The sequence below is a fragment of the Reichenbachiella agarivorans genome, from assembly GCF_025502585.1.
In the GTDB taxonomy this organism is placed as follows: Bacteria; Bacteroidota; Bacteroidia; order Cytophagales; family Cyclobacteriaceae; genus Reichenbachiella; species Reichenbachiella agarivorans.
The window spans coordinates 127,162-151,140 of sequence record NZ_CP106679.1 but is presented as its reverse complement, the minus strand read 5'-3'; the positions used below and the strand labels follow the sequence as shown (position 1 = coordinate 151,140).

The following is a 23,979-nucleotide window of genomic DNA, read 5'->3' as shown; positions in this document are numbered from 1 at the left end:
ACAGTATTTAAAACTATTAAAACACCATTATTCGTATGGTGTTTTTCCCTGTGTTAAATTATAGCTCTGTCTGGCGATTTCGTATTCTTCGTCTGTAGGGATAACGAGGATTTTGATTTTTCCATCTTGGATTTCATGGATGTTGGACTTTCGTTGTTGATTTTGTTGTGAGTCGATCGAAATGCCAAAGGCCTCTAATCCAGCACATGCTTTTGCGCGTGTAGCGGCATCATTTTCTCCGACACCTGCCGTGAAGACTATGGCATCCAGACCTCCCAAGACTGCCATATAAGATCCGATGTATTTCTTGATTCGATAGCTGTACATTTTGAGTGCTAGTACCGCTGCTGCATCACCGTCATTAGCTCTGGCGTTGATGTTGCGCAGGTCATTGTCCCCAGTGAGGCCTTTCATGCCACTCTTTTTGTTCAGGGTAGATTTGATTTCTTCGATTTCGTATCCTTGTTCTAGGAGATAAAAAATTACAGAAGGATCCAGATCGCCTGATCTCGTACCCATGATGAGTCCAGACAAGGGACCCAGTCCCATGGAAGTGTCAACCGACTTTCCGTTTCGGATGGCAGCCATGCTACAGCCATTGCCTAGATGGATGGTGATGATTTTACTGTCTTCTTCTTTCAAGCCTAAATGCTGAATCGCCTGGTTGGCAACATAGCGATGAGAAGTACCATGAAAGCCGTAGACACGTGTGCCGTATTGGGAGTAAAACTCCTCTGGAATGGCAAATCGATAGGCTTCTTCTGGGAGTGTTGAGTGAAAGGCTGTATCGAATACTGCGTACTGTTTGGCTGCCGCAAATATATTTTCAGCCACCTCGATACCTTGTAGGTTGGCAGGGTTGTGTAGGGGAGCAAGTGAGAATAGTTCTTTTATCTTGCTTTTGACTTCTTCATTAATCTCAGTGGTCGCACTGAAGCTCTCTCCACCGTGTACCACTCGATGTCCTACTGCTTCGATTTCGTCGGCCGATTCTAGGATGTGGTATTGAGGGTCGGTGAGCACTTGTGCCACTTGGTTGAGCGCCACTTTGTGATCTGGAAAATGTTCTTCTACGACTATTTTTTTTCCATCATAGCTATGTTCCAGACGTCCAATTTTTTCGGTGATCTTCTCCACTAGACCTGCGCACAGGACTTTGCCCTCGGGCATATCGAATAGCTGGTACTTGAGAGAGGAACTTCCGGAGTTTAAAACCAATATTTTCATTTGATAAGAATTTAATCCACTAGGAAAATGAATTCCTGCCTGGTTAGTTTTTTTGTGATTGAATGGCCGTGATGATGACCGTGTTGACAATATCTTCTACGGTACAACCTCTGCTGAGGTCATTGACAGGCTTGTTGAGCCCTTGGAGCACAGGTCCAATGGCTATGGCTCCCGTTTCTCGTTGCACTGCTTTGTAGGTATTGTTGCCAGTGTTGAGATCGGGAAAGATCAAGACTGTGGCTTGACCAGCGACTTGCGAATCTGGCATTTTTTTCAACCCTACTTCGGGATCAACGGCCGCATCGTATTGGATAGGCCCTTCGATGAGTAGCTCAGGAGCAAGGACTTTCGCCAGTTCGGTTGCTTTACGTACTTTTTCGACCTCTTCACCTTTGCCAGACGCACCTGATGAGTAGGAAAGCATCGCTACCTTAGGCTCTACTCCAAAAGCTTGGGCTGTTTTGGCAGATGAGACAGCAATCTCTGCCAATTGCTCAGCAGTAGGGTTGGGGTTCACAGCGCAATCCCCATATACCAATACACGATTGTCAAGGCACATAAAGAAGACCGATGAAACTACCTTGATTCCAGGTTGTGTTTTGACAAACTGCAAGGCTGGTCTGATGGTATGCTGGGTAGTATTGACTGCACCCGACACCATGCCGTCGGCATCTCCCATCTGTACCATCATGGTGCCAAAGTAAGACACGTCGTTCATCAAATCTTCAGCTACATCTAGGGTCACACCTTTGTCTTTACGGTATTCATACAGCTGCTTGACGTATTTGAGGAAATTGGGTGATTGTGCGGGAGCAATGATGTCGATTTTTTTCAGGTCAATGTTCAACCCCAGTTCTTTGATTTTGTGTATGACCACTTCTGGATCTCTATACAAGAGAGTTAGCTTGACGATGTTGAGTACTTGCAGTTGTTCGGCAGCTCTTAGGATTCTGTCATCATTGCCCTCTGGCAATACGATGTGCATTTTCTGAGACAGGGCCATTTGATTCAGATTGTACTTAAACATCTTGGGCGTCATGCCTTTTGGCTTGAATCCGATGATTTTATTCTCCAAATTCGTAGCATCAATCTGATCGTTGAAGTATTTCAGTGCCAATTTGATCTTGTCTGGATTGTGTATGGACAGATTGGACTTTACCTCATTGAGGTGAACAGCAGTTTGGAAAGTATTGGGACTTACTTTGAGAATCGGTACGGTCGTAGCTAGTCCCTCCAATAGCTTGTAGATGGAATCGGGAATATCAAATCCTCCCGTCAGTATGATAGCCGATATATTGGGGTAGGTGGTAGATTGATGTGCTTGCAAGGCTCCCATGATGATTTCACCTCTATCTGCCGAAGCAACAACCGCACAATTTTCCGTCAGGAAGGTCAAGTAATTGGACAGAGTCATGCCGGCCACCGAGAATCTATCGACCAATTTCTGATGAACTAGTTCCTCACCAAAAATTACCTTTGCATTGAGTTGGTCGGCTATCTCAGCGACACTTGGACTACTCAACAGCTTGTTGTTTGGGATGACCGAGAGTTCTTTGTTCTTGCCAGTACCACCTAGTTTCTTCTTGAGCATGGTTTTGAATGAGTCAATTTCCTCTTCATCGACACGATTGATGATGGCACCTATTACTTCGCACTCTTCTAGTTCAAAGGAGTCTAGAGCAAACTTGAGGGCACTGGTGGTTACTTCTGGCGTTTTGGACTGTCCAGAACCGACGATGAGTACAGGGCTGCTCAGGTTTTTGGCTATGGCAGCATTGAGTTCAAACTCAAAGGCTATGTTGTCTCCTACAAAGTCCGTTCCTTCGATGAGTACAAAGTCGTGTTGCTTTTCAAAGGTTTTGTATTTGTCAATGATTTGATCTATGACCTGTTCTTGTTGACCTGATCCCAACATGTTGTTGACCTGATCTCCTGTGAATACATAGGTGTCTTCATAATTTTGATTGAGATTGAAATACTTCAACATCAATTCGGTATGATGATCCTTATTTTTTTGTTTCCCTTTTATGATAGGTTTGAAATAACCAATTTTATCAGATTTTCGGAGCAAAAGCTCCATGAGACCAAGTGAAATCAGTGATTTGCCTGAGTTGGGTTCTATCGTGGAGATAAACACAGAATTGGACATGGCTTGATGTTTAGTTAGTGCTTTAAATGTCGCAATGATAGAATGAAAATAGTAGAGATGGTGTGATTAAAATCATAAAATGGACTTACTTATGACAGAGGAAATAATATAATTATGAAAATAAAGAAGAAAATAGTGGTATTGACTGGTGCTGGTATCAGTGCAGAAAGTGGTATCAAGACTTTTCGAGATTCAGATGGTTTGTGGGAAGGTCATGACGTGATGGAGGTAGCTACACCTCAAGGTTGGTCTAAAAATAGAAGCTTGGTTTTGGATTTTTATAACCAGCGGAGAAAGCAAGCCTTGGGTGCTCAACCCAACACAGGTCACCTCTCCATTGCAGGACTGGAAAGCGATTTTGAGGTTACGGTCATTACTCAGAATGTCGATAACCTACATGAGAGAGCTGGTTCTACCAGCGTTATTCATCTGCATGGTGAGCTATTCAAAGTCAGGAGTACCTTGGACGAAAGATTGGTGTATGATCTTGATGGATGGGAATTAAAGCTAGGTGACAAATGCGAAAAAGGGTCGCAATTGCGCCCGCATATTGTCTGGTTCGGCGAGATGGTGCCTATGATGGATTTGGCTGTTGAGAAAGTACGGGTTGCAGATGCGCTTATCATTGTAGGTACATCCATGGTGGTTTATCCAGCTGCTGGACTCATGCATTATGCCAAACCTTCGGTGCCCAAATATGTAGTAGATCCAAGAATGCCTGAATTAAACTCTTCTGCTGAATTGTATCTTTTGGAAGAAATGGCAACTACTGGAATCCCTAAAGTTGCACAACTACTTAGAAATAGATTTTTGTCTCAGTAAACGATAAGCTGCGAAAAGGTCGTATGGATAGCTGTGCTAAGTAGTGTATTTACTTAAATCTCTCCTTTCAACTTGTATAAACGTCTGATATTAAGGTGTTTCATCTTGTTTTATTAAATTAATTTTTTATATTCGTTCGTACTGAAAAATTAACCTGTTTCACTTGTGGCAAGTGAACCCAAAATGGAATTGCAAAAACAGCTATGTCAACACACCTCGAATTACGTAGTACTTATCTTTATTCGGATGGATTAGGATCCATCACCACTCAAAAAAACAATATCTACAGCAAGCCTACATCGACAAGCCTTAGTCAGGAAAGTGAAATTCCTTTTAAAAACAAGTTTGCAGTAGCAACATATATCAGCAAGGTCATCCATCAAGGGTTGGGGATGGAATTGGATGCGATGACTAGCGCGTACAGTTCTAAGAAACTTGCTTCACAAATCAATAGTTCACTTGACAATTCAAATAAGCTTTCGTTGAATCAAATTGCTGAGGATTTGGTGGGGTTTGACTTGAATGAAAACACATCATTTGATAGTTCAGTTCGCACCAAGCTTTGTATCAAACCGGGAGCACACAAAGGTCATGCGATATTGCATATCCCTTCCTTCGTTCCCGAAAATGACCTTGAAGTTCCAGAAGGAGCCACCAATTTCAAGATTTCTGCCAGTCTTATTTCATTGTCAGATTTCCAACGGAAGTCGGAGATTTTTGAGATGATATCTCCAAGTACGGACAGCAAATTTGGACACTACCAGACCCCCATGTTGCCGATTCTGAAAATCTCAACGCAACCGATGACTTCCCAGTTGAGGTTGATGGAATGTGGGTTGATTTCCTACAATACAGCGACTGTCTTGGTGTTGGCAGTCAAATTCTATCAATACAAGGACAAGCGATTCATACCCATGGTAGACCAGGCGGTTATTTCTATCAGGAGAGTATTCTGATCACCCACCTATGGTTGACATAGATTCGGTGATTGGTGCATTGTTTTTTCTGTTAGCTTCTGCCAAGAAGCCGTTGGCTTCCTTTTTTTGCACGACTGAGAGCAATTCTGCTTTGATTTCTTGGTCTGTATAGTTGCCTCGGAGTAGCTGTCGGGTATCCAATACACCTTCATCATATAGGCAATTTTTGATGTGGCCAGTAGCAGTGATTCGCAGACGATTGCAGGTCCCACAAAACGTCCTCGTATAGGCTGCTATGATCCCTACTGTTCCTTTGAATTCTGGGATTTGGTATTCAGTAGAGGGTGAGTTTTTCTCATCTGCGATCTTTTCAATTGTGGGATAGCTGTTGCGTAGTTCGTTCAATATTTGGGTAGCATTCCAATTTTCTTCCTGATGAAAAGTAGACCCATTGAATGGCATTTCTTCAATGAAGCGAACGGAGATGTTTTTATCTTCAGCCAATCTGGCCATGGCAGATACTTCGTGGTGGTTTTTACCTTGCATCACTACCATGTTGATTTTGGTTTTGATATTTCTAGCCACCAAACCATGGAGTGTATCCATGACTTTGTCAAACTCATCTCTTCTAGTGATCTCCAAGAAATTGTTTCTATCCAAACTATCCAAGCTGAGATTGACATGATCGATACCCAAATCCTTTAATTCATCCAAATGGGGATAGGTCAGCACGCCATTGGTAGTGAGATTGAGAGATTCTATTCCGTCGATGGATTTTATCTGGTGGAGTAGTGACATCAGGTCTTTGCGGAGAAAGGGCTCCCCACCCGTGATTCTTACTTTTTTTACACCTAGTTCTGCTAGGATTTGAGTGATTCGGATGATCTCTTCATAGCTCAATAGATCCTTTTTCGGGAGGTATTGGATTCCCTCTGCGGGCATGCAGTAGAAGCAGCGAAGATTGCATCGGTCCGTCACAGCGATTCGGAGGTAGTCCATTTGTCTACCCCATTTGTCCATCAATATATTTTCCTTCGCTGTGTTCATCAGTAGGTTCAGCGTGTGGCTAGTGGGTTTGGAAAGCTATCACTTTCATCTTCATTGGGTCTTTTGTGTAGACATTGAAAATCTTTTTCGATCAGCAATTTAACTTTGGCTTGATCATCATTTTCAAATCCGACTTCTTCTGGCAATATCCACTGATCGGCAATCGCTACTGGAACTAAAATACTAATCTCATTTCCTTCAAAATTGGCCTCTACTTTTTGCGATTTATGATCTCTTTTGAGGGAGTAGACGAGGCTGTTGATTCCGAATTGTAGTTCTGCAGATACTATGCCTTCTTGAGCGAATGTGTTAACTTCTGTCTGGTTCAGTCTAAGGCGAATCGAATTGTTTAAGATTCTCAATTTCATCTTCAAAATTACTCCTTCTTTGATCTCTGGAATAGAATTCTTCGGATTTATTGTAGTTGTTGGTTATGAACGGTATAGTTCGCTAGAAGGAAATTATATTTGAGTTTTAAATCAACAATATGCAAATATCCATTTTGGCATTTGGGATAGCGAGAGATATTTTGGGCACAAGTACCTTTGATATGGAAATCAAGGACGGACAAACTGTGGCTGAAATAGTGGATGAGCTAAAATCAAAGTACGCTGCATTTAATAAATTAAACTCTGTGCTACTAGCTGTCAATGAAGACTATGTAGATGATGATTACATCGTGCAACAAGGCGATGAATTGGCCATAATACCACCAGTGAGCGGAGGATAATGATTAGGATTACATCACAACCGATAGATGTCAACGAATTACTGGATGCAGTGAGTCACCCTGGTGCGGGAGCTGTAGATATTTTCGTGGGTACTACGCGTGACAATACAGGAGGGAAACGAGTGGTAAAGTTGGATTTTGAGGCTTATGAACCTATGGCTATCAAAGAAATTCAGAAGATAGTGGATCGAGCTAGTCAGCTATGGACGATACTCAATTATGCTGTGGTGCATAGGGTGGGGTTGGTCGAGATAGGACAAAAGGCAGTCGTCATAGCAGTTGCTACCCCTCACCGAGAAGACGCCTTTCTTGCTTGCAAGTTTATCATCGACGAACTCAAGAAGACGGTTCCGATTTGGAAAAAGGAACGTTTCGAAGACGGAGAAGTTTGGGTGTCAGCTCACCCTTAATCCAGCTCTTGCCTCGCAGCTCGGTATTCTTCAGGGGTGTTGACATTTCTGAGCACACTGGTATCATCCAATTTGATCAACTCTATGTCAGTATTGATCAGTACTTTGCGAGGACAAGAATACCCTTGAGATAAAAAGTCTAATAAATAAGCATAAGCTCTGGGTTCCCAGATGGTAATCAAAGGCTCAGGAAAGTCTGTTTCTGGGTTGTAAAATGCTGTGGCAACTTTGGACGGATTACGATCCGATATCAGTTTTTGAATCACTTCTTGAGTGAGGAAGGGCTGGTCACAAGCAGTCACCAACCACGCTACATTGGGGTTGCTTCTAAATGCAGACAAAATAGCGCCATAAGGCCCCAATCCAGTAAATGTATCTGCGATCTCGGATGTGTCTTCTGGGTTTTCTCGGACAGAATAGAAGGCCTGTGAGGTACATGCTGATAACAAGTCATACATGTGTGCCTTTTGGCTTTTGCCATGGTAGTCAATCAAGGCTTTGTTTTGTCCCATTCGTTCACTTTTGCCACCAGCAAGTACCAATCCATGAATGGGTGCGATAGCATGGGTGAGCAGTTGTCTTACCCAATGAATGATTTTTTCGGTCTCACTGATTTTGAACTGTGGGATTTTTTCTATGCCAGGAATATGCTCTTGTAGATAGTCTGGTATGACTTTTTCTTCATTTAGAAAAAGAACAAGTTGCACCTGGGTGAGTTTATGCAATTTTTTTTCTAGAGATTTTCGAGGGTCTATTACTAGAATTTGACGGTTGGACTCGAAGTGGTTGCCATTGATGATGACAAGATCCAGATCTCTAAAGTGAGTTTTGTAGCGCCAAGGATTGAGAGTGGTCTTTTGATCAAAGCGATGAAAATCGATTTTATCGACATATTCCATAGAACTACCTGTAGCCAAGATGCTCCCTTCTAGGTTGCTGGAGTCATCCGCACTTTGATGGTCCGCATCTGCATAGGCGATTTGATAGTGAGGAGACAGAGCAGAGCAAATGATTTGTGCCAATTGTTTGATTTCACTACATGGAGTTCCTAGAATAGAGAATTCTGTTCGTGCAAATACACCTAAATCGGGTTTAGTTATTTTGGCGTGTTTCAGATGTTTTTTACTCATGATAGTAGTCTTTTTTTCCTCCAGTTTTTGAGATCAAACGTGTTTCTTCTATCACTATGTTGTGAGAAAGTGCTTTGCACATGTCGTATATGGTCAGTGCTGCTACACTTGCGCCTGTCAATGCTTCCATTTCAATACCGGTTTTGGCAGTGACGCTGCAGGTACAGTAGATGACAATTTTGCTTTCGATCACTTCGATGGAGATGTCACAGCTTTCCATCCCAATTGGATGACATAGAGGAATAAGATCACCAGCTTTTTTGGCGCCCATCGTACCCGCGATAATCGCCGTGTGGAATACAGGGCCTTTCTTAGACTGGATGTCGCCATTTTCTATCAATGCCAAGATTTCATCATTCACTGCTATGATGGATCGGGCTTTAGCGGTTCTGAGGGTAGTTTGTTTGGTGGAGACATTGACCATAGCCGGGGTATTGTTGTCATCTACGTGTGAAAGTCTTTTTTCCATGATTGCAATGCGTCGAGAAGTGTTAATTTTAATTCAAAATTATAGGATCAACAGATGATAAGTGTCGAAGAGGCTAGAAAATTTATAGATGAGCATCATGCCAGCTGGGGGAGCGAACGAGTCAGTTTGGGCGAGAGCTTGGGTAGAGTGTTGGCAGAGGAGGTGAGAGCTGATCGGGATTTTCCACCTTTTGATCGGGTGACGATGGATGGTGTTGCCATTGGATATGAAGCATATGTAAGTGGTCGTCGTGAGTTTGAAGTGTCGGGTGTTCAGTATGCGGGGGAAGCGGCCAAGAATATTTCGGGTGATGACCAATGTCTGGAAGTCATGACAGGTGCAGTACTAGGCTCATCGTGTGATATGGTTATTCGCTATGAGGATGTAGTATTCCATGATCAAGATGGCAGACGTTTTGCAACCATCAGTGATGAACAAGGTTTTCGTTGGAAGAACGTTCATCGTCAAGGTTCTGATCAGAAGGAAGGAGAGGTGCTCCTAGCGCCTGGACAAGTGATTCACGCAGGGGTGTTGGCGATTTTGGCTACCGTAGGTCGCATGGAAACGTATGTCCAAAAATTCCCCAAAGTGGCGATTGTTTCGACAGGAGACGAGCTCGTAGATGTAGCTCAAATCCCCAAAGCCTATCAGATCAGAAAATCAAATGTGGTCATGATGGAGTCGGTATTGACCATGAAGGGTGTGTCTTGTAGCATGTTTCATCTCCTCGATGATTATGAAATATTGACAAAGGAGTTGTCCCATATTTTGAAATCACATGACGTGCTTTTGTTGAGCGGAGGTGTTTCAAAAGGCAAAGCAGATTTTTTGCCCCAGGTATTGGAAGAGCTTGGCGTGGAAAAGCAATTTCATACAGTGGCTCAAAGACCAGGGAAGCCTTTCTGGTTTGGGATTCATCAGAAAAAACCAGTGTTTGCATTTCCAGGCAATCCCATTTCTACCATGATGTGTTTTCAAGTGTATTTTATGCCTTGGTTGTCAAAGCAATTGCACACGTATTCGGATACCTCGGTAGCAGTGTTGACTGAGGATGTGGTATTCAAGCCAGATTTAGGATATTTTGTGCAGGTAAGTTTACAAAGTCACCAAGGACGATTGTACGCCATGCCTCAGGCCGGAAATGGATCCGGGGATTTGGTCAATCTCGCCAAGAGCACAGGCTTTTTGTATTTACCCGCAGGTCAGGAGGTGTATAAAAAAAATAAGGAATACTTAGTGTATTCCTTTAGTCCGCTTTAGCAAACACATCTGTCCTGTTGAAAGGATTGAATGTTAAGACATTCTCTTTACAGCCCAAAAAGCTCAAAAACAGAACGTAAAACAAAAAACTCACAACAAATCGCACTTTCGTTTTTATTGATTTCATACTTAATTTTATTGCTGGTTTTACTCTGGTTACAATTGTCAAGCCAAAGTTGAACCTCGTACAAAATAATAATTTTTCTCCCCTTCTCTTGCTGTCAAAAATGCTGCGAATTGACAAGTGCAAAGCTACATCAACTTATGCAAACTCACCTCTCTTTACTTGTGGATATATCTCTGCATAAGTTTTTATTTTGGATTGTGACACTCTACGGTAAACATGGTGTCGTTTGATTTGTGCGATTGAATTTACCCCTGTAGCTCCCATGAATTCCACAAAACTATTGACAGTAGCACCATGAAACTTAGCGACCCGATTGATTTTGTCTTCTACGTTGAGCCCTTTGACCAACTCAGCTTTTTGTGTAGCGATACCTGTAGGGCATTTGTTGCTATGACACTCTAGTGCTTGAATACAGCCCAGAGACAGCATCATGCCACGGGCGCTGTAGCATGCATCTGCTCCCAAGGCAAACGCTCTAAACATATGAAAACCCGTTAAAATTTTGCCAGAGGCAAAGATTCTGATGTCTTTCTTGAGATCGTAGCTGCGGAGCATGTCATAGACAAATGCCAGTGCGTCTTTGAGCGGCATGCCTATGCTGTTGGAAAATTCTAAAGGTGCTGCACCAGTACCTCCTTCGCCACCATCTACGGTGATGAAATCAGGTTTGATCCCTGTCTGATGCATGGCAATACATAGGTCCGTAAACTCCAATTTGTTTCCTACACAAAGCTTGAATCCTACAGGTTTTCCATCTGATAAGTCTCGTAGTTTTTTGATAAAATTCATCATCTCAATGGGGTTGGAGAATGATTTGTGCGTAGGAGGAGAGTCTACACGTGTGTGTGGCATCACGGCTCTGATTTTGGCAATCTCTGGGGTGTTTTTCTCGGCAGGAAGGATGCCTCCGTGACCTGGTTTTGCTCCTTGCGAAAGCTTAATTTCAATCATTTTTACATTGTCGAGGAGTGCCTTTTCTTGGAACATTTCGTCGTTGAAAGTTCCGTCTGCATTTCGACATCCGAAGTACCCTGTGCCAATTTGCCATATCAGGTCTCCACCATGTTTCAAATGGTAAGGACTGATACTTCCTTCTCCAGTGTTGTGAGCGAAATCCCCTTTTTTTGCCCCTCCATTCAGTGCCAATGTAGCATTGGTACTTAGTGCTCCAAAACTCATAGCGGATACGTTCAGGATGCTGGAGCTGTAGGGTTGTTTGCAATCAGGGCCTCCAACCATCACTCTTGGATGTGGATCAAGATCATGGTGATCCAATGCCATGATAGAATGGTTGGCCCACTCATAGCCAGTTTCATATACATTCATTTTGGTGCCGAATGGATTGGTAGATAGTGCTCCTTTGGCGCGTTGATATACGATTGATCTAAACATCCTATTGATGGGTCTGCCATCTGTTTCGGATTCGATAAAATACTGGTAAATTTTAGGACGTAAGTCCTCCATGATGTATCGAAGCATCCCTAGTACTGGAAAATTTCTTTTTAGGGTATGTTTGTGCTGGTACAGGTCATGTACACCTAGTCCGATTATGGGGAGCAATAGTACAAGTATCCATAAGATGGGCTGCCAATAAAATGCGGTAATGGCAACTAATGTTAGTGATATAATTGAGGTAGCAATGAACTTATATCTCATGTTAATAATGTTAGGTCTATTTGGCATCAAATTAATAAAAATTCGGCTCTCCTTTATGTTTTGGAAGAAAAACGAGTGGAAATGATATTTTTACCAAGAGGATGCAACCCTTGCAAATTTGTGTAGTCTTTGGAGTAGAATTTTGAATCTTAATTGAACAATACCATTAATCATCACGACATCCATTACGAATTGGTCGAGGCAGTCAGGCGGCAGGATCGTACGGCTCAATTTGAGTTATATAATCTCTATGCTAAAGCTATGCTCAATACGAGTTTTAGAATCGTGCGTGATTTGGCAGAAGCGGAGGACGTGGTGCAAGAGTCATTTGTCAAGGCTTTTCATGGAATTGAAAAATTCAGGGGAGACTCTACTTTTGGTTCTTGGCTGAAAAGAATAGTGGTCAACGGTGCCTTAAATGCCCTGAAGAGAAAGAAGGAGCTGGCTGATATCGATGAAGAGGGAGTCGAACTGGTGGAAGATGTGCCGATTGATTGCGATGGTTTGAATTTAGATCAAATCAAAGCAGCAGTGACTCAATTGCCCGATGGTTTTCGTTTGGTTTTTACCTTGTACATGATTGAGGGATATGACCACAAGGAAATCGCTGAAATCATGGAAATCACTGAATCGACCAGTAAGTCGCAACTCAACCGTGCCAAAGTAAAATTGAGAGAATTGTTAAAAACAATGTACAGCTATGAAAGATAATTTGGAAGACTTCATCAGAGCTCATAGAGATAAGTTCGATGACTTGGAACCCAAGAAGGGACTTTGGGATGCAATCAACGAGAATCTTGACGAAAATCAAGAGACGAAAAAACCATTTCAGTATATCTGGATATGGAAAGCTGCAGCAGTGGTCTTTGTTTGCATCAGTTTAGGGTTGTTGATTGAACGGAATTGGACGCCAAAGTCATCAGAAACGGTCGTAGTTGAAGACAATCCAAAGGAAGATATTCAGGAAATAGAAAATTATTATGCTGGTTTGATCCAAGAAAGAAAGGCGGAAATATTGCAAGTCATGAGTCAGTCTGAGGTGATGGATGGTGAACTCATTGCTGATTTGGATGATTTGGATCGCATGTACCAAGAGTTGAAAATAGAGCTGAGTCAGAATCAAAATAACGAAAAAGTGATCTCTGCGATGATTCAAAATCTTCAGTTAAGAGTCGAAATTCTAAACAAGCAATTGAAGGTATTAGAACAACTCCTAAAATACGAAAGAGATGAAAAAATTAGTGTATAAGTACTTGATAACCATGTTGCTCATTGGGTGTTGTGTTGTAGACTTGAGCGCAAGGGGAAATATTGAAAAGAAGAAAGTAGTAGAAAAGAATTATACGGTAAAGGATTTTACTAAACTCAGCATTGCCAATAGTTTTGGGCGAGTGCATGTCAATACAACTGACGGCAATACCGTGCATGTCAAAGTGGAAGTAATCGCTCGGAAGAACACTGAGGCCAAAGCGATGGAACTGCTAGATCAGATTCAAATCCAGATCAGTCAATCTGCTGAGGAGATAGGATTTGTCACAGAGATCGATGGCAAGGTGAACAACCGCGGGTCAGAAAATTTTGAGGTCAATTACCTGGTGAGTATGCCGAAATCCAACCCATTGATTTTGAAAAACAGTTTTGGGGATTCGTATGTCGGGGACCTAAATGGAAGGGTGGATTTGAAAATCTCCTATGGCAACATCAAGACCGAGCGGCTCAACGGCAATTGTGACATCAAGGTGTCATTTGGTGGCGGTAGTTTCAAGCGAGTAGCCTCTGGTAGTATTGAGGTCAAATACTCAGATGTATCTTTTGAGCAGTTGGGGATTGTCAAATTTGAGCAGGGCTACAGTGATATAGAGATTGGGACAGCCAAAACAATTGATATGACTAGTAAATATGGAGACATGGATATTGGGAGAGTAGAAGGTATCAAAGGGTATATGGGGTACTCAGATTTGGTGATTGGCTACTTGGGTGTGGAACTGGATGTAGAATCATCATACGCTGGCAATTTCAAAATCAGACAAGTTTCCAAGCAATTTCAGAGGGTAAACCTGACTGGCAAGTTTAGTAATTTTAAATTGGGATTCGAAGAAGGTACGAATGCGACATTTGAAGTCAATGTGAAATATGGAGATTTTGACTACTCAGACTCATCCATAGATCTCAGCTACAAGAATAAGTCGGATAATAAGGCAGACTACAAAGGGAAAATGGGCAATGGCAAGGGGGGTACTCTATCAATATCCTCTAGTTATGGGAATATTGACCTAGAGTAAGATTAATAATGGGTTGCTAGATTGAACTCATCTTGCGTAGAGTCTAGCAACTTTCCTTCCTCACATTTCAATACCCTACCTGGGTTTTCAGTTATGAAATTGTGATTGTGGGTTGCCATCAGGATAGCAGTCCCGCTCCTGTTGATCTCCTCAAAAAGTTTGAAGATGCTTTTGGATACTTCTGGGTCTAGATTCCCAGTTGGCTCATCAGCAAAGAGAATAACAGGCTCGTTGATCAATGCCCGGGCAATGACTACTCGCTGTTGTTCGCCTCCTGAGAGTTGATGCGGCATTTTGCCAGCTGCAGCTCCTAGACCTACTCTCATGAGTACTTCTGCCAACCGACCTTTCATTTTTGTTTTGTCTTTCCAGCCAGTTGCCTTCATGACAAAAAGTAGGTTTTCGGATACAGTTCTATCTGGGAAGAGTTGGAAATCTTGGAAAATAATGCCTATTTTTCTTCTGAGGTAAGGTACTTTTTTGGATTTGATTTTACGAATATCAAAACCCGCTACATCAATGGAGCCTTTGTCAAAAGAAAGATCCGCATAAAGTGTTTTGAGCAAAGAAGACTTGCCACTGCCTGTACGACCGATGAGATAGACAAATTCGCCTTTCTCGATTTTGAAACTGATGTCGCTTAGTACCTTTTGGTTTTCTTGATAAATATCAGCTTCACTGACTTCTACTACTGGGCGACTATCCATTTCCATACTTAAATCTTTAAGGGTTGAATTTTTCCATAAGGAAGGGTGTCTATGATGCCCTTGAGTGCATCTTCTTTTCCTTCCAGACCATACTTTTCTAGTTTTTTGAGTGGTCGATCTGCACGAAAATACGCAATAAGTACAAAATCCTCATCTCTCAACTGGATATAATCCGGGATTTTTGCTTTGCCTTTGATTTTGATGATGTGCATTCAGAAAGGAGGGATAAATCTGAAAGAAAAGTGGCAAACCAACATCGCACCGCTACGACTATCTACCCTTGCTGTCTTCCGACCCTGGGGGAGTTCGATAGGAGCTGGTCGTATCGATTTGCCAATGCAAAACTAGTTTGATTTTTTCTCTTTACTAATTTTCTTGTGATTATTTTGAGAATAAATCACCGCATTTTATCTCAGTGCTTTAAGTGCCTCATGTACATGCTTTTTGGCTTGGAATCGAGACCCTATCTGGTGAGTAAGCATTCCCTGCGAATCAAAAATAAAAGTCACACGTTGAGCAAGAAGTCCAAAAAGAGACCTTCTCAATCCAAACAATTTTTCAACTGCTTTGTTCTCATCACTGAGTAGGTCAAAATTCAGCCGATGTTTGGCGCGGAACCGGGCATGTGAATTTGGAGAGTCAGCACTGATGCCTATGACCTTGATGTTTAGCTCCCTGAAATCTTCAAAATGATCGCGAAAGGTACAGGCTTCGGTTGTGCAAACTGGCGTATCATCCTTTGGGTAGAAAAAAATAACCAAAGGATCGCCAATCAAGTCAGTAGAGTTGACTGGCAATCCGTCTTGGTTGAGCAAAGAAAAGGACGGTATAGACTCTCCGATTTTCATACAAAATGACTGTTTAGCTCCATAATGGAGTAGGGTATTTTCCTGCTTTGACAAAGTTTTGGATCGATTCGGAGGCAAAATCCTTGTCTTCTTTGTAAGTCACGCCAAACCATTTGGCGGATGAATGTAGTACATCTACTTCTATCATGCCTTTTTTGATCATGTGGTCGATGACCGTTGGGATTTGAAATTCATCCTTCGTCAGATCAGCGGCTTGTTTTAGAAAGATCGGGAATTGTCTTTTCATTTCATCGAAGAGGTTGTGCTGAAACCCCCAAAAATTCATAGAGGCGAGACCTTCTGTGATTTCGGTTTCTTTACCATCCTGCCCGATACACCATATCTGGCCGTTGGACTCATAGATGCCATGTGTTTCGGTGATGGATGTCAATTTGCCTTGCTCATTGCTGATTGAAATGCCCCTAGAGACTGTTCCGTTTTGAGACAATGTATTGATGAGGTCATAACCTACCATACTGTACTGATGTGCTTGCTGATGCCGACTGAGGTAGTCTGACATGGTCTTGAAAGCTTCAGCTCCGTAAAAGTCGTCTGCATTGATCATCGCAAAGTTGCCTTTGATAGCGTCACTGGCACTCATGATGGCATGAGCTGTTCCCCAAGGTTTGAGTCTTTTGGCTTGGATGTCAGTTGGGATCATATCCACATACAAATCTTGGTAGGTGTAGGTAATTTTGTCTTTTACACCAGTCATTTTATCGACCAGTGCCAAGGTGTCTTCTTCGACATCCTTGTTGATGACCATTACTACGTCACCAAATCCATTGTTGAGTGCATCATAGATGCTGTATTCCATGATGGTTTCGCCATTGGGTCCCATTGGGAACACCTGTTTGGCTCCTCCAAATCTACTGCCTCTGCCGGCAGCTAATATTAATAATGTCGGTTTCATTGATACGAAATAGTGTCCTATTCATGTTAGCGCATGATTCGGACGTTGATACTTAGTGTTTTGAGCTACAATGATAATTAGTTTGTAAACAAGGTGGTGTCAATGTTAGGGATAACCTTGAGAGCATTCTGATAATATAGCTTTTTCAATATCTGATCTGACAACCCTAGTCCATACATTTTCCAGTAGGCGTGGTATTTCTTGTAGTAGGGGAAGTATTCGTCTTCGGTTTCTAATACCCTAAAGTAGGTGTAGTATTCTTCTTGGTTGTAGTAATCCTTGCCAAACATGATTCTATCTTGGTATTTTTCGAAAAAGGCTCTGGCTGTTTTAGGTTGTCGACCTAGCTCGGCGATGACAGCACCGATTTCGCTGTACATGTTTGGATAGCGATCCATAATTTGACCGAGCTGGGTCAGATCATTGGCATACCAGCCAAGGTGTGCATTGATGAATTTGGTTTTTGGATGCTTGGCAAACACGTGATGTTGCTCCGCGATGATGGTTTCCCACGGCGCTGGATCGGTATCGCTTCTTTTTCGGTTAGGTTTGGTTTTGAGTTCTAGCCATCTTTCATTGTTCGCGTCATGTTCATCCCAAAAGGGTTTGGGATCTGCCGAATGGATTAAAACTGGAATTCCCAATTCACCACATTTGGCCCAGATCGGGTCAATGCGAGGGTCGTCTACCTTGATTCTATTGCCATTGCTGTCTGTATAGCGGAGACCAAGACTTTTGTAGATCTTGAGACCATTGGCACCAGCTTTGACATCTTCTTCTAGTGTTTTTACCGCATTTTTCGTCCAATTAGGCTTGTCAATGTTTTCAAAATCAATATTGGTGAAAATGATGAAGCGATTGGGGTAATTGTTGTGCACGTTATCCAAGACATTGTGCAAATATTGGGTGCTGCCTTGACCTCTTCCGCTCAGGTTGACCATGACAGCCATGTTGAGTTCATCCATTTCTTTGATGAGTTGGCTCAAGTTTTGCTTGTCCATCGACCATTGATGATTGTGAACATCTATGAAAGGAAATTTAGCCTGTCTGACAAGGTTTTCATTTACTACAAGTGTGGAGGGAGGATTGTAGTCTTCAAACTCCATGTTTTGTCCAAAGGAAAGAAGAGAAAGCAAGAGAAGAGCAAGTGTAAGGATATGTTTCATGTTGAGTTTCATTGAATCACTGTGTGTCTATACCCCAAATGATAACTTTGGGTTCACAATAATAGAGTTAAATTTTGTTTATTTGTAAATCAAGAAAGATGCTATGAGGATATTGGTTTTAGGAGGTGTTTTGGTATTAATGTTGGTCGTAGGAGACGCTTTTGGGCAGACATCTAGGGATTCGGAAGCTAAAACTTCTTCCAAGGAGGCTCAGTTCTCTCAGAACAAGCATGGTGCTAAGAAGGTTTTTAGACAGAAAGAAGATCAGGCACTCAAGGACTATGAGATCTTGATGAAGCAGAACAAGAAAAAGTACAAGAAGCAGGCAAAAGAAATGGAAAAGCCTCAGTACTCAGATCCTTCGTACTTTGGACACAAGAAACCACCCAAAAAGCGTCCATTGGGCAAACGAAAAATGTGCAAGGAATGTGGAATTGTCCATTGACCTAGTTGATAATATACGTTTCTATTTTTATAATCACCACGAGTAGATGTTCGAAATGGCATCTATGATCAGACCCAAAATGAAAGACAAAATAGGTAAATCCATCATAATCAAAGGTAAAGTCCAAGGCGTATTTTTTAGAGCGTCGGCGTTTGAGACTGCGGAGCGGTTGGGCGTGCAGGGCTGGGTTAGAAATCAGCCTGATGGCAGTGTAGCGATGGAAGTTTACGGTCCAGTATCTGCTGTCGCAGCAATGGTGGTGTGGTGCGGAGAAGGGTCTGAATTTTCCAAAGTAAAGGAAGTACAGGCAGAGGATTTGCCCTATTCAGAAGTCTACAATAGCTTTAATATTCTCTATTAAGCTGCTTTCTTGGTTTTCTTTTTCAGTACGACTACTTTCTTGACGCCTTTTCGGGTGAGGATTTTGATTTCAAAATGCTCGTTGATGATGGCTTTGATAGAGTTGCGTACAAATACTAGGTTGCGATCACCGTCATTGAATACGGTGAGTTGCAGTATGGCCTTGACAAACGAGGGATTGTTGGTCAAGTCATTGACCCATGAGAGGAAGGTCTCGGACCACTCTTTGGTGTATTTCTCCTCTTGTGTGGAGCCATCCCAGATGATTTCGAGTTGGTTGTCGCTGTTTTTGTAGCGATAGGTTACGCAGAGGTTATCATAGATTCCTTTTATCTCTTGAGTGTTGTCGTAGGGATAATCCATGATCTTCTGAAAGGTGTCATCCACCAGACGCAAAGGATTGAAGAGTTCCGTGTATTTTTCAATCGTCTTTTCTACAAACAGTTGAGCTAAATCAGCAAAGCTAACCTCTTGGGCAGCTTTTAGTATGACATTTCTGTCTTTTTCAAAGCTTTGCTGCAGGAGTTCGTCTGTTACTATATAATACACCTTCGATGATTTTGAACCTCTGCAAAAGTATGAATCCTTTGAACTAATAAAAAATTAACTTCTTGTTAATTTGAGGTATGCGCTTTATCAGAATATTGACTGTAAAATTGCGCTCGAAAGCAATTATTGAAATGAAAGGCAAGTCGAAACAGTAGTTAAGATTAAATTACTTTTAAACAATAACACAACTATTCAAAAATTATGAAGAAAATTCTACTTGGATTGATTGCGGTACTAGCAATCAATTTTATTTCATCAACAACCATGGCTCAAGTTACGAACAGTAACATGGAAGGTCTAGTGAGAGACAATCAAGGAGAACCCTTGATTGGAGCAACAGTAAAAGCTGTTCATGAACCTACTGGTACACAGTATGGAACGGTCACAAATGTAGAAGGTAATTTTAGTTTGCCTAACCTAAAGACTGGAGGCCCTTATTCAGTGACTATTAATTATGTCGGGTATCAACCTGTGAAATATGAAGGGATTAATTTGAAACTAGGTAATCCGTACTCTTTGACTGCAACGATGAATGAGTCTGACGTTCTGGAAGAGGTTGTGATTGAAAGTTCAAAATCAGAAGGTGATTTTAATTCTACTCGAACAGGAGCTGCAACTAATTTGAGCAATGAGCAAATTAATACCTTGCCTACCATTCAAAGAAGTATCAGCGACTTTACAAGATTGACTCCACAGGCAAATGGAAATAGTTTTGCTGGACGTGATGGTCGATACAACAATGTTCAAATTGATGGAGCAAATTTTAACAATGGTTTTGGTTTAAGTAGTGATCCTCTACCTGGAGGAAATGCTCAGCCAATATCTCTGGATGCGATTCAAGAGGTAACAGTAAGTATTGCTCCCTATGATGTAAGACAAAGTGGTTTTACAGGAGCGGGTATCAATGCGGTTACTCGTAGCGGTACAAACCAATTTGAAGGTTCAGCCTATTATTTCTTTAGAAATCAAAATATGACTGGTGACCAAGTTGGAGATTTGGATATAGGTCCATTAGATGATGTATCTAGTAAAACTACTGGTTTCAGATTGGGAGGTCCTATTATTAAGAATAAGTTATTCTTTTTTGCAAATGCAGAGTTTGTTAAGAATGAAGGTACCAACCCATTTGCAGTCAATCAATGGGAAGCATCACAAGATGGTGTAGGTAATCCAGATCAGAACATCGCAAGAACTACTGAAGCTGATCTGATAGCAGTAAGAAATCACCTAATCAATACTTTCGGTTATGACCCAGGAGAGTACCAAGGTTATGCTAAAGATGCAGGAGATGAGAGTAGGTCTTTCTTTGCAAGATTAGATTGGAATATATCAGAAAAGCATAAATTGGCCTTGAGATATAGTAACGTTTTTGGCACACAAAATAACTTAGTTAATGGTAGCTCTGGACCTAGACCAAGGTCTTCTGTAAATAGAGTGAGTGATCAATCAATGGCTTTTGAGAGTACTCAATATTCTACAGATAACATTGTCAACTCATTTGCAGTAGAATTGAGTAGCTATTTTAATCAAAGCCTTTCTAATCAGTTCATCGCTACCTATTCCAAAATACAAGCTAAAAGAACCTCTGCCAGTGATGGTGTTTTTCCTACTATAGATATTTGGGAGGATGGAACAAACTACATCACAGCTGGATATGATCCATTTACTTATGGTAATGATGTCTTGAATGATAATATTAGTGTGATTAACAATTTAACCTACTTGAAAGGAAATCATGAGGTCACTGCAGGCCTGGCATTTGAAACTCAAACTTTTGGAAATCAATTCCTCAGACTTGGAGCTTCGTATTACAGGTATAATTCGGTCGATGATTTCTTGACGACTGGTACTGCGGGTGAAGTAGCTCCGATTATGTTTGGTGTGACTTATCCATATGAAGGTGCAGATACTTATGCTCCTATCACATTAGGTACTGCGGGCGTGTACGTACAAGATAAATTTAGAGTAAGTGATGATTTGGTAGTTACTGCTGGAGTGAGAATTGAGGCACCTATATTCCTTAATGATTTGACAGCAAATCCATCTATTGATGCATTGACTTTTCATTCACCAGATGGTGGTGACAAGAACTACGAATCGGGAGAGTGGCCAACTACTAAATTGAATGTGAGTCCAAGAGTTGGATTTAATTACGATGTGCTAGGTGATGGTTCGCTCAAACTAAGAGGAGGAACAGGTATATTTTATGGTCGTTTACCGTTTGTATGGTTGACCAATATGCCAACTGGGTCTGGTGTAATCTCAAACAATGTTGAGCCAAGTAGTTATGATCAAGTTGCTGGTTGGATTGGAAATGTCACTTTCAATCCTGATAAGTATCACTGGGTGGACAATCCTCCTGCAGGAGCAGAAGATGTATTTATATCTAACCCAAACGCAGGCGCGCCAAGTAGCTTAGCTTTGGTTGATAGTGATTTGAAAATGCCAAGTGTTTGGAGAACTAGTTTGGGAGGTGATTATTCCCTATCCAACTTGCCAATAACACTAAGTGCTGATTTGATGTATACAAGAGATGTCAATGCTGTTTACCAATTCAATGCAAACAGAGGTGATGCACCTACGACGTTGAACTATGGAAATGACAATCGTGATTTCTACCCGACTGGACCTGTGAGCTATAACCCTGCAATGGGAGCTAATAATGCTGTGGTATTGACTAACACTGATACAAAGGGCAATGTGTTTAATGCAACTGTTGGTGGTAATTTGAATACAAGAAATGGCTTTTATGGCTCACTCTTCTATACTTATACTTATTCTGACGAAATTTCTAGTAATGCTGGTTCTTCTGCCTCGTCTGCTATTGCAGGTCCTAATGTAAGCAGCCCCAACGAACAAGTGTTGTACAATTCTCAATATGCAGTACCTCATAGGGTAGTGGGTAGTATTTCGTACAAGATCAATTATTTGCAACACGCAGCAACTACGATCTCTTTGTATTATAGTGGTTCACATCAAGGAAGATACAGTTATACATACAGTTCAGATTTCAACAATGATGGGATCAATAGTGACTTGTTGTATGTGCCTGCGGATAATTCAGAAATTAACTTCGTAGATATAGTTGATGAGGGAGTTGTAGTGTTTACTGCTGCAGAGCAGTTGGCTGCATTCAACGAGTATATCAATGATGACCCATACCTAAGCGAAAGAAGAGGTAAGTATGCCGAAAGGAACTCAAACTTGATGCCTTGGTTGAATAGATTTGACTTCAGACTATTGCAAGATTTGTATACCAATATTGGCAAGTCTAAAAATACACTGCAGTTGAGTCTTGACATTTTCAACGTAGCAAACTTGTTGAATTCGGATTGGGGAGTAAGTCAGACTATGAACAATGCTCAAAACCTACTGAAGCCTGTTACTGTCACAGAGAATGGTGTACCAACTTTTCAAATGAATACAGTGAGTGTAGATGGTCAAACTGTATTGCCAACTAAGGCTACAAGAGATATCACCACAACTGCAAGTACATATTATATGCAGATTGGAGTGAGATACATCTTCGGTAACTAAAAAAAATCTAGCAGGTCAGATTCCTGTATATTGACTCATTGAAACAGCATCGGATATTAGTCTGATGCTGTTTTGTTTTGTAGGCTCAGTAGGATCCAGCTGATCTCGAGTTCTCTTTTCTCCCGCTGGTGGAGGTCAGGAGGTGGACGATTGGAGCGAGTGATACAGGTCTACATCTTTCCACTTCAATCTGTATTGGTTGCACTAGCGACGAATACATTCGCGGTTAATAAATATTTCTACAATTTAAATTGCAAAGCAACAGCGATCGAGTAGGTCACTATCATTTAGTACACATCTGCTTTTGTTCTTTTACACATCTGCCTACATTCTTCTTCAAGTCCGCCTACATTCTTCTTCAAGTCTGCTGGGACTTTGCTTCAAACCCGCGTGGGTTTGAGGAAAAAGATACGTATCTTTTGTTTAAAACCAGCGCGGGTTTGATCAAAAAGATACGTATCTTTTTTGATGAATCTGCCTTACTTTTATATAGAAGCAAGCGTGAAACAAAGCAACATCTGCGCAGTTTGGTTATCAAATATAAGCAGTAAGGTGGGATAAGGTGCCTTTTTAGTAAATTGAAAAGGAAATGGTTAAAACCATTGAAGATATATTAGAATGCCATTGATAGCCCACGGTTGAAACCATGGGCTATGGCGTGCAATACCAAACATCAATAGGATGTAGCATAGCCAATGAATTTATTGGTGGGGTCATCAGAACCAATGCCTAGCCAAACCATTTCAATGGTTTAAAATGTATTAAAAAGAAAATGATCATGTCTCATTCATTCAATAAAATATGGATTCATGCCATCTGGGCAACAAATGAGAGGAGGCTATTCATTAATCAGTCCATCGAACAAAAAGTCCATCGGTATATAGCTGAGCAACTGAAAGAACAAGGATGTCCCGTGCGAATCATAAACGGAATGCCCGACCATATCCATTGTTTGTTTTTATTGAGTCCGCAAAAATCCATTGCAGAAGTCATCAAACAAATCAAAGGCAGTAGCTCGCATTTCATCAATCAAAACAATCTAACCGTAGACAAATTTGCATGGCAAACGGGTTACGCGGCTTATTCTGTTTCGGAATCGGTGGTTGAAAAGGTATTTCATTACATCCAGAATCAAAAGGAGCACCATCAAAAGAAAACATTTCAGCAGGAGTACGATGATTTTTTACAATTGTACGGGATCAATGGTTAAAACCATAGAAGGTATATT

25 protein-coding genes and 1 other RNA gene are annotated in these 23,979 nt (G+C 41.5%); 12 read left to right on the top strand and 14 right to left on the bottom strand.

What is annotated here, in order from left to right; genetic code table 11:
- Positions 1-27 precede the first annotated feature (27 nt).
- Both N6H18_RS00595 and pta read right to left on the bottom strand, forming a co-directional pair.
- Complete coding sequence (locus N6H18_RS00595; RefSeq protein WP_262309908.1) at positions 28-1,227, bottom strand: acetate/propionate family kinase; 1,200 nt, start codon at positions 1,225-1,227, stop codon at positions 28-30.
- Between the two features lie 43 nt (positions 1,228-1,270).
- Positions 1,271-3,376: a phosphate acetyltransferase gene (pta, locus tag N6H18_RS00590; RefSeq protein WP_262309907.1), complete on the bottom strand. Its 2,106-nt coding sequence runs from the start codon at positions 3,374-3,376 to the stop codon at positions 1,271-1,273.
- Between the two features lie 114 nt (positions 3,377-3,490).
- On the opposite strand from pta, the gene N6H18_RS00585 reads away from it, so the two are divergent.
- Both N6H18_RS00585 and N6H18_RS00580 read left to right on the top strand, forming a co-directional pair.
- On the top strand, positions 3,491-4,198 hold the full coding sequence (locus N6H18_RS00585; protein ID WP_262309906.1) for an SIR2 family NAD-dependent protein deacylase: 708 nt from the start codon (positions 3,491-3,493) through the stop codon (positions 4,196-4,198).
- A 203-nt stretch (positions 4,199-4,401) separates the two neighbouring features.
- Positions 4,402-5,154, top strand: a complete 753-nt coding sequence (locus N6H18_RS00580; protein WP_262309905.1) for a hypothetical protein — start codon at positions 4,402-4,404, stop codon at positions 5,152-5,154.
- Here N6H18_RS00580 and moaA read toward each other — a convergent pair whose 3' ends face one another.
- Both moaA and N6H18_RS00570 read right to left on the bottom strand, forming a co-directional pair.
- Positions 5,155-6,162, bottom strand: coding sequence for a GTP 3',8-cyclase MoaA (gene moaA / locus N6H18_RS00575; protein WP_262309904.1), 1,008 nt, complete (start codon positions 6,160-6,162; stop codon positions 5,155-5,157).
- Between the two features lie 8 nt (positions 6,163-6,170).
- Positions 6,171-6,530: a DUF7009 family protein gene (locus N6H18_RS00570; protein WP_262309903.1), complete on the bottom strand. Its 360-nt coding sequence runs from the start codon at positions 6,528-6,530 to the stop codon at positions 6,171-6,173.
- Positions 6,531-6,649: 119 nt separating this feature from the next.
- Here N6H18_RS00570 and moaD point away from each other — a divergent pair, with 119 nt between their 5' ends.
- Both moaD and N6H18_RS00560 read left to right on the top strand, forming a co-directional pair.
- Positions 6,650-6,892, top strand: coding sequence for a molybdopterin converting factor subunit 1 (moaD, locus tag N6H18_RS00565; RefSeq protein ID WP_262309902.1), 243 nt, complete (start codon positions 6,650-6,652; stop codon positions 6,890-6,892).
- Positions 6,892-7,302 carry a molybdenum cofactor biosynthesis protein MoaE gene (locus tag N6H18_RS00560; protein ID WP_262309901.1) on the top strand — a complete coding sequence of 137 codons (411 nt, stop codon included), beginning with the start codon at positions 6,892-6,894 and terminating at the stop codon, positions 7,300-7,302. Before moaD ends, N6H18_RS00560 begins: the two co-directional genes overlap by 1 nt.
- Here N6H18_RS00560 and N6H18_RS00555 read toward each other — a convergent pair.
- Both N6H18_RS00555 and moaC read right to left on the bottom strand, forming a co-directional pair.
- The gene (locus N6H18_RS00555) at positions 7,299-8,432 is read right to left on the bottom strand and encodes an NTP transferase domain-containing protein (RefSeq protein WP_262309900.1); all 1,134 of its coding nucleotides are present in this window, start codon (positions 8,430-8,432) and stop codon (positions 7,299-7,301) included. The genes N6H18_RS00560 and N6H18_RS00555 overlap by 4 nt on opposite strands.
- Positions 8,425-8,901, bottom strand: a complete 477-nt coding sequence (gene moaC / locus N6H18_RS00550; protein WP_262309899.1) for a cyclic pyranopterin monophosphate synthase MoaC — start codon at positions 8,899-8,901, stop codon at positions 8,425-8,427. Before moaC ends, N6H18_RS00555 begins: the two co-directional genes overlap by 8 nt.
- Before the next feature lie 54 nt (positions 8,902-8,955).
- Here moaC and N6H18_RS00545 point away from each other — a divergent pair, with 54 nt between their 5' ends.
- Positions 8,956-10,161 (top strand): molybdopterin molybdotransferase MoeA, encoded by a 1,206-nt coding sequence (locus N6H18_RS00545; protein WP_262309898.1) that lies wholly within the window; start codon positions 8,956-8,958, stop codon positions 10,159-10,161.
- 262 nt (positions 10,162-10,423) lie between these two features.
- Here the strand turns inward: N6H18_RS00545 and N6H18_RS00540 are convergent, their stop codons facing one another.
- Positions 10,424-11,944, bottom strand: coding sequence for an FMN-binding glutamate synthase family protein (locus N6H18_RS00540; RefSeq protein WP_262309897.1), 1,521 nt, complete (start codon positions 11,942-11,944; stop codon positions 10,424-10,426).
- A 153-nt stretch (positions 11,945-12,097) separates the two neighbouring features.
- Between N6H18_RS00540 and N6H18_RS00535 the strand changes: the two genes are divergently transcribed.
- From N6H18_RS00535 to N6H18_RS00525, 3 genes are read left to right on the top strand one after another with little or no spacing between them, the layout of a single operon-like run.
- The gene (locus N6H18_RS00535) at positions 12,098-12,655 is read left to right on the top strand and encodes an RNA polymerase sigma factor (RefSeq protein ID WP_262309896.1); all 558 of its coding nucleotides are present in this window, start codon (positions 12,098-12,100) and stop codon (positions 12,653-12,655) included.
- A complete protein-coding gene (locus tag N6H18_RS00530; RefSeq protein ID WP_262309895.1) occupies positions 12,645-13,193 on the top strand; it encodes a hypothetical protein in 549 nt (182 codons plus the stop codon). Before N6H18_RS00535 ends, N6H18_RS00530 begins: the two co-directional genes overlap by 11 nt.
- Entirely contained in the window at positions 13,174-14,226 is a 1,053-nt protein-coding gene (locus N6H18_RS00525) for a hypothetical protein (protein WP_262309894.1), read from the top strand. Before N6H18_RS00530 ends, N6H18_RS00525 begins: the two co-directional genes overlap by 20 nt.
- A 2-nt stretch (positions 14,227-14,228) precedes the next feature.
- On the opposite strand, the gene N6H18_RS00520 is transcribed toward N6H18_RS00525, so the two are convergent.
- The 6 genes from N6H18_RS00520 to N6H18_RS00495 form a co-directional block, all read right to left on the bottom strand.
- Positions 14,229-14,939: a cell division ATP-binding protein FtsE gene (locus N6H18_RS00520; protein ID WP_262309893.1), complete on the bottom strand. Its 711-nt coding sequence runs from the start codon at positions 14,937-14,939 to the stop codon at positions 14,229-14,231.
- A gap of 2 nt (positions 14,940-14,941) precedes the next feature.
- Positions 14,942-15,145 (bottom strand): fructose-6-phosphate aldolase, encoded by a 204-nt coding sequence (locus N6H18_RS00515; protein ID WP_262309892.1) that lies wholly within the window; start codon positions 15,143-15,145, stop codon positions 14,942-14,944.
- Positions 15,146-15,172: 27 nt separating this feature from the next.
- An RNA gene (gene ffs / locus N6H18_RS00510) (signal recognition particle sRNA small type) lies at positions 15,173-15,270 on the bottom strand.
- Positions 15,271-15,340: 70 nt separating this feature from the next.
- Positions 15,341-15,781 (bottom strand): peroxiredoxin, encoded by a 441-nt coding sequence (locus tag N6H18_RS00505; RefSeq protein WP_262309891.1) that lies wholly within the window; start codon positions 15,779-15,781, stop codon positions 15,341-15,343.
- Positions 15,782-15,794: 13 nt separating this feature from the next.
- Positions 15,795-16,694: a nucleotidyltransferase family protein gene (locus N6H18_RS00500; protein ID WP_262309890.1), complete on the bottom strand. Its 900-nt coding sequence runs from the start codon at positions 16,692-16,694 to the stop codon at positions 15,795-15,797.
- A 77-nt stretch (positions 16,695-16,771) separates the two neighbouring features.
- Complete coding sequence (locus N6H18_RS00495) at positions 16,772-17,860, bottom strand: amidohydrolase family protein (protein ID WP_262309889.1); 1,089 nt, start codon at positions 17,858-17,860, stop codon at positions 16,772-16,774.
- Between the two features lie 103 nt (positions 17,861-17,963).
- Here N6H18_RS00495 and N6H18_RS00490 point away from each other — a divergent pair, with 103 nt between their 5' ends.
- Together N6H18_RS00490 and N6H18_RS00485 are read left to right on the top strand one after the other, a co-directional pair.
- Positions 17,964-18,305 (top strand): hypothetical protein, encoded by a 342-nt coding sequence (locus N6H18_RS00490; protein ID WP_262309888.1) that lies wholly within the window; start codon positions 17,964-17,966, stop codon positions 18,303-18,305.
- Positions 18,306-18,369: 64 nt separating this feature from the next.
- Positions 18,370-18,666: an acylphosphatase gene (locus N6H18_RS00485; RefSeq protein ID WP_262309887.1), complete on the top strand. Its 297-nt coding sequence runs from the start codon at positions 18,370-18,372 to the stop codon at positions 18,664-18,666.
- Here N6H18_RS00485 and N6H18_RS00480 read toward each other — a convergent pair.
- Positions 18,663-19,214: a hypothetical protein gene (locus N6H18_RS00480; RefSeq protein ID WP_262309886.1), complete on the bottom strand. Its 552-nt coding sequence runs from the start codon at positions 19,212-19,214 to the stop codon at positions 18,663-18,665. The genes N6H18_RS00485 and N6H18_RS00480 overlap by 4 nt on opposite strands.
- Positions 19,215-19,415: 201 nt before the next feature.
- Between N6H18_RS00480 and N6H18_RS00475 the strand changes: the two genes are divergently transcribed.
- Together N6H18_RS00475 and tnpA are read left to right on the top strand one after the other, a co-directional pair.
- Positions 19,416-22,751, top strand: coding sequence for a TonB-dependent receptor (locus N6H18_RS00475; protein ID WP_262309885.1), 3,336 nt, complete (start codon positions 19,416-19,418; stop codon positions 22,749-22,751).
- 778 nt (positions 22,752-23,529) lie between these two features.
- Positions 23,530-23,961 carry an IS200/IS605 family transposase gene (gene tnpA, locus N6H18_RS00470; protein ID WP_262309884.1) on the top strand — a complete coding sequence of 144 codons (432 nt, stop codon included), beginning with the start codon at positions 23,530-23,532 and terminating at the stop codon, positions 23,959-23,961.
- The last annotated feature ends 18 nt before the right edge of the window (positions 23,962-23,979 follow it).